This window comes from Armatimonadota bacterium, assembly GCA_036504095.1.
Lineage (GTDB): Bacteria > Armatimonadota > DTGP01 > JAKQQT01 > JAKQQT01 > DASXUL01.
This window is the reverse complement of sequence record DASXVS010000034.1, coordinates 1-6,480: the sequence shown is the minus strand read 5'-3', so window position 1 is coordinate 6,480 and position 6,480 is coordinate 1. Positions and strand designations below refer to the sequence as shown.

Annotated in this window: 4 protein-coding genes; all 4 read right to left on the bottom strand. The window is 61.6% G+C overall.

Going from position 1 to position 6,480, the window contains the following annotated elements; genetic code table 11:
* A partial coding sequence (locus tag VGM51_06905; GenBank protein ID HEY3412771.1) for a GntR family transcriptional regulator occupies nucleotides 1-360 on the bottom strand: 360 nt, incomplete at its 3' end.
* A gap of 330 nt (nucleotides 361-690) precedes the next feature.
* Nucleotides 691-1,497 carry a prepilin-type N-terminal cleavage/methylation domain-containing protein gene (locus tag VGM51_06900; protein ID HEY3412770.1) on the bottom strand — a complete coding sequence of 269 codons (807 nt, stop codon included), beginning with the start codon at nucleotides 1,495-1,497 and terminating at the stop codon, nucleotides 691-693.
* Nucleotides 1,498-1,650: 153 nt separating this feature from the next.
* Nucleotides 1,651-6,018, bottom strand: a complete 4,368-nt coding sequence (locus VGM51_06895) for a carboxypeptidase regulatory-like domain-containing protein (protein HEY3412769.1) — start codon at nucleotides 6,016-6,018, stop codon at nucleotides 1,651-1,653.
* A 251-nt stretch (nucleotides 6,019-6,269) separates the two neighbouring features.
* A partial coding sequence (locus VGM51_06890) for a hypothetical protein (GenBank protein ID HEY3412768.1) occupies nucleotides 6,270-6,480 on the bottom strand: 211 nt, incomplete at its 5' end.

Below are 6,480 nucleotides of genomic sequence, written 5' to 3'. Positions count from 1 at the left end.
TTCCTCGCTCTCGGCGTACGTGTCGACGAACATGAGGCGGTAGCCGGCGCCCACGAGTTCCTGTTCGCAGCCTTTGAGGATGGCCTGGAAGGAGCGGAACAGGGGCTCGTTGCCCATCAGGAAGGCGACGATGTTGGGAGGCGAATAGATACTGTCCGGCCGGCGGACGATGGGGCGGTGGCCCGCCCGGCGCTCGAGGAGACCCATTTCGGATAAACGCGCGACGGCGCGCCGGATGGCCTGGCGGTGGACCCCGAACTCCCGGGCGAGTTCGCGTTCCGGGGTGAGCCAGGCGCCCTGGGCGTAGACTCCCGCGCGAATGCGGGATTCAAGAATGGGGTAGGGGTCGAGTTTCTTCAACAGACCGTCTTCCGACTTTTGGTCAAGGACTAGCCAAACCTGTACCACAATTCATATAAGGAAATACACTTATACGGTCGTAAAACCTACATGCTGGATGAATTTGCGTGAATTTTCTTCATGAGGCATCCTGGGCGGTTTTCGCGATGGAGCGTACGCGGTGATTCGGCGGTTCGCCGCGGCACAGCTTGCCGTCGCGTCGGGGGGAGCCGCGCAGGGGACGTTTCGGGCCGGCTCGATTTTGGCCCATGATTGGACCCGGAAACAAGTCGGGCGCCCTGGAACGGGCGCCCGAAGGATTCGACGGAAGGGGTTGGAGCCTGACACGTTCTAGGAATCGGGTAGATTGGCTCCGGCAAAGGTCGGGGCGCCGGCGTGAGAACCGTCCGCCGATCCGCAGTATCCCCAGCCCGTTGTGCGCGGCCAGTTGTATGCTGTCCCGTTCGGTGCGGAGCCTGTAGCGCTGTTCGGGAATAAGTAGCAGAATGGGTTTGTGGTGCTCGGAGACGCCACCATTGCGGTATAGAAGGCCGCGTGGCCGTCCGCGAAGAGGAATACCTTGCCCTGTCCGGTTCCGCTGCCGTGCGCAAAGCCCCACTTTGTGGGATCCTTGGGGTACTGGTGCAGTACGTTGGTAGCGCCCTGTCCGGTCTGGTCGAACCATTCTCCCGTGGCGTCAGAACCGACGCCGCAGAGTTCTCTCCCCTTTTCATAAAGGATGACCGTCTTGGAAGGGATCTTCATCTTGGAGATGGACATCCCGCTGACGTTCTGGGGCAATGTGTACGAGCGTACAGGGTTCGCGTCTGTCGCCTGTCGAGCCTGAATAGACTTGTTCGAGGGGCAGGTGAATGACTTCTTTGACTTGACGAGGGGGAAGATCGCCACGTCCCATGTGTAGGTTTGAAACCCTGCCGGCGGCGTCACGTTTCCGAGCGCCCATACAGGGAGAGTGTTGTCAGAATCGTCCATGTACAACAGCATGGCCGTGCCCAGTTGTTTATTGTTGCTGATGCATGTCGTAACCATGGCCCGTTCGCGCGCCCTGGCGAAGACAGGGAACAGGATGGCAGCCAGGATAGCGATGATCGCGATGACCACCAGCAGTTCGATGAGCGTAAAAGCTCTTCTTCTCATATTGTTTCCTCCCTCCGACCGTGAGCCGCGCCTCTGCTTGATAAAGCGGTAATTCAATACGTTTGTTCCGTTCCAGGTGCAATACCGGGGTAAGGGCGTCCCTCCTCCACCCGGGGGTGGAGGAGGGACGCGGGAGTTGGTCATTTGCCGTGCTTACGGCTTGACTGACTTGATGGCGTCCTTGAAGTTCACCACGCCGTCGCCGTTGAGGTCATAGGTCGGCCACATAGAGGACGGTGTGTTGAGCGGAGCCGCCTGCAGGCCGCCGTACACCCGGAGGATGTCCGCCGCGCCGGCCGGGGCTACCGGAGGAACGATGTTCGGCGAAACGGACACGACGACGCTCCGAATAATCTCGGGAAGGCCATCGGAACGTCCGGAGATGCGGAAGTCGGCGTGGAGGTTTTCGCCATGATAAGCGCCGAAGGCATTGCCCGCAACCGTCGGATCCAGGTGATACGTGAAGGTCTTCCACGTGTTGGTTCCGGTTTTGGTTACGAAGGTATTGCCGAGGTTGCCGATTGGACCATTGCCGTTGGTGTACGCGTTGGTCATGCGGATGCTGTCGAAACCTGCCGCGGTGTCTTTCTCCATCGTATTGAATTGGATGCGGAAAGTATCGGTTCCACGGTCAAGGTATTCGATCCGGACGTAGGTGTCCGGGGCGAGCTTCGGAATGGTCTGGGTCGGGGTTCCAGCGCCGACGACCGTGAGGCCCTGGTCGCTGATTTTGCCACGGTAGAGCCAGCCCGGATCAACTCGGAAGTAAATGTACGTTCCGTTGGTGAGCGTCTGGCGGGCCGTATTGCCCTGAACCGTCACAGGAATGGTCTGGCTGTCCGGTGCGGAATAGCCGTACGGAAGGACATTGCCCTCGATCTGGTGAAGGCCGCTTTCGGTGTTGGTGGCGCCGAGAACGCAGGAAACCTGCGTGACGGCCGCTCCGACGGAAAGGGTGCCGACCGCGTTCGCGCCCGAGGCCACCGTTACCGGGAAGGTCTTGGTAAGGATGCCGGTGCCGTAGGGGAGAACGGTGATCGTAGCGGGGCCGGTGGGAACGTTCGTCAAGGTGAAGTTACCGCTGGCATCGGTGTAAACGCCGTGGAACGCATCGACGGATACCATCGCGTTCGCGATAGGACCGGCGGAGGCTGCGCCCAAAGGCTGGCCTGTCACGGTGCCGGTGATCGTTCCGGCGGTGCCGGTGAGATCGTTGGCTTCAAGCGTAGCTGCGAAGATTTCCTGGTCGTCGTTGCTGTAATCGCGCAAGATCGGCAAGAGGGTGAAGCTGGTCAGAACCTTGCCGGCGTTGACCGGAAGCACATTCGCGAGGCCGGCAACGCCAAGCGCCTGGACGCCGCCGTCGTAGTTTCGCCGGTTGGGTGAGTAGAACGGGTTGTTCGATGACCCCGCCCAATACGTGCGGAAGAACAGGTTGACGTTGGCAACGTCCGATGTCGTGAAGTTGAGGACCCAGTCCTGAGTTGTGTACTGAACCTGCTCCGACGTGCCGTCGGCGTAGTTGAACGTGACGAAGAACAGGGTGGGATGGTCGCCGCCGACGCCGGCGCCGATGTCGACGATGCTGAGTGAGGAGTAGTGGCCCGGGACGACGGTTGCCGTCTGGCCGTTCTGGCGGAGTACGTTATTGAAGCCGGTCTCGCGGTGAGGCGTGTTAAACACCATGGAGCCGAGGCCGGGGTAGGTGGTGGTGCCGTTGGACGGGAAGGTCATAGCGGCCTCGTCCATGCCCCAGTCATTCTGGAACGATGCGCGGCACGCATAGTCGCCAGGCATATCCGCGTTGGACAGCATGTCGAAGTTGTACGCAAGCTGCATTCCGACGTTGATCGGCGCTCCGCCGTTCAGCGTCAGGTTGATGATGTCGGCGTTGTCGGTGCCGGTTGAGCTGTATTTCTTACCGCTCGGAACCAGGTGGCCGTCAACACGAGCCTGCTTGGTAACGCCCGGTATGAAGGCGCCCACGCCGATGGTGAGGCCGGCGGGGATGCCGCGGAACACGGCGACGCCGTTCGCGTCCGCCTTGGTGTTGTAGAACCCGAGGTTCACCAGAGCGCCGGCGGCCGGGGTGTTGTCCGCGTTCTTCACGACAACTTCAATGTCGCTGGATGCGGGCTGCTGGGTGGTCGTCTCCCAGGCAAGGGCCAGCACGGAGGGGTAAACCTGCGGCTGGGAGGCCTCGTAGAAGGTGACGTCCTGGAGCTGCTTGGCGGAGTTGACGGGGACGACCAGGGCGTTCAGCTTGATGCTGCCGCCGACATTGGCCTCGCCGGTCCGGGAGTGGCGTCCACGCATGATAAGGTAGGGAAGCTCATTTGGCGAAGAGCTGCCGAACCAGTCCGAGACGGCGGCGATCTTCTTCTCGAAGGTGCCGTCGGCGTAGTGGAGAGTAGCCTGCACGCTGCAGGAGCCTTCAATGCCGGACTCGACAAAGTAGACGTTCGTGATCTGGGCCGGGGGCGCTAGGAACTGAGCGCCCTGGAGAACGACGCCGCACGGCGTGCCGCCGGCCGGGTAGCCGGGCTGGCCCGTGAGGATGGGGGTATCCTTGATATCGCCGAAGTCGAACGGAAGCGCGGAAGGCGCGCCCGTATTAACGATGAAGGTCGTATTGCTGGGAGTGTTGGATCCGGGGACGTCCGGGCTGAACAGTCCGGTCGGGATGTATTCCCGGCCCAGCATCCAGCCGGTAGCCGTGAAGTCGCCGTAGTTGGCGTCGGTGCTGACCATGTCCCAGTTCGGGCCGCTCAGCGGATCGGTAACCACCGGGATGGGCGCCAGGAACTGGATGTTCACGATGGCGTTCTGGCCGGCGGTGAGGGTGATCGTGGTGCTCTTGGCGGCGAAGTTGGCGGGCTTGCTGGCCGTGATCGTTGCGGCGCCGGCAGGAATGCCGTTGAATGCGTAGGTGCCGGAGGCGCCGGTAGTGATCTGATAGCTCAGGTACTTCACCAATGCGCCGGTAACGGGCTGACCTGCCGGGCCTGTGATGGTTCCGGTGATGGAGCCTCTGGCCTGGGGCGTGTCGATCGTGTCGGCGGAATAGGCAATGATGTGGCCCTTGGAGGTGGTCATGCTTCCCGGACCGGCCTGAATGCCGCCGAACGTGAGGTTCGCAAGGGCCTTGGTCTTGTCCACGAGAATCGTGCGCACGAAGATGGTGTACGGGACATCACCCGGGGCGGTATCGGTGGTGCCGTTCCCCACGTTGTAGAGTTTGTCAACGGTGATGGCCGCGACTTCGTCTTCGCCGGGAGCGGACGTGCCGGTATGGAATGCGTAGAGAGTATTGCCCGATGACGTTGCGACGACTGTAGACGATCCGTCTGTATAATTCAGGGTCGCATTTGTGTAGTACGGGGCGTCACCTGCCACCTGCATCACATAGATGCTGGTGTAGTGGCCGTTCGGGAACGGGATGACGGCGTTCTCCGCGGAGACGACGTTGTTGCTGCCGTTAGCGGTGGGCGGGAAGAAGAAGCTGAGGTCCTGCGAAAGATTCGGCCCAATGGTGCCGCCGGCCGGCAATGCGGTACTGGTCGCCCACACGGCGTTGCCTGTCGGCAATTCGTCCGCCGGGAGCGCCAGGCTGTTAGCGTTAGCATTCGCCTGTCCGGTCGGATCGCCAGGTCCGGCGATGTAGTCCAGATTGTAGGCGGGCATCGATGCCGTGACGTTGCTGACGGTGGTTGTCAGCGTGATGTCCTGGGTGACGGTGCCGGTGGCGCCGACGACGACGCCGGGAACCTGCGAAGGCCCGAACTTGCCAGGCTTCGAACCGGTGAGGGTGTATGTTCCGGGATCAACGCCGTTGATGATGTAGTGTCCGTTGGCGTCGCTCACGACGGACGAGGAAAGGAATGGGGCCGGGTTGCCCGAATCCGTGGGGCCGCTCAAGGCCACCAGGGCGTTCGCCACGGGTGAACCGCTGGCGGATACCGTACCGGAGATCGTGGGGACAACGTCCAGCACCTGGAGTTCATTGATTCCCCAGACTGTGCTCGTATTGCTGCTGACGGTACCGGCAATGCGCACATACCGGTGCGACTGCGCGCCAATATCGATGAAATCCCGACCGGTATTGAATCCGGCGGGATCCGTTGTGCGTGTGTAGACGATGGACCAGTCACCCGTTCCATAGAAGAACGAGGTGGGATCCGTGTCCACGGCGTCTCCAACTTCAACGGTGAAGGCGGTCGCGTGATCCGCAGTCCAGTTCAAACGGACGTAGTGGAAGCTCTTGATAGCGCCCAGGTCTACGCCCGCCTGGTCGTTGCCAGTGTTAGGAGAGCCGGCGTTGTTCCAGGCCGTGGTGAAGTTGCCATCGGTGAGGTTGGCTGTTGCGTCCGTGCCGGTCCCGGCGACGGGACTGTTCCACGACGCGAAGGCGGGTTTGCCGAGAGCCAGGTTGGTGGCTCGGGCGCTGATGGCCGGCCACAATGCGAGCAAAAGCAGCGCAATGAGACCGGGCACCCACTGAGTGGGAAGGCGTCTGTTCATGACAGGCTGTTTTCCTTTCTGAGTAAGACGGGTGATCTAATGTTGCCGGCATTTCTGCCGGAGTCTGCCAACGATTACATGCGGAAGGAGCGGTGACGGGGTGGAATGCCGCGCTCCCTCCCAGAGTGCGGACGCCGCGTTTCGGCGTCGCCCGCTGGTGCTCAAGCCCTGTGCCCGTTTACGGAATTCGGAATCTAGTAGGTCTCCCGAAGGACCGGTCTGCGGGTCAGTGCGTCGTGAATTCGTTTCAGTTAGTTGGTGATTCGCGTAAGCGCGTTCGGAACCCTCGTTGTGAGCGCGTTGGCCGTTTGCGACGACCAAGTCTCCTCGGGGAGTTCCGCGAGTTGGACGGTTTCGGGCACGGTCGACGCCCGAACGATGAGAGGCGTGTCCAGCAGGACGTGGCGGATGGGCAATTGCGGAGCCGCCATGCGCTGCCGAAGGAGGATTGCTGCGTGCCGC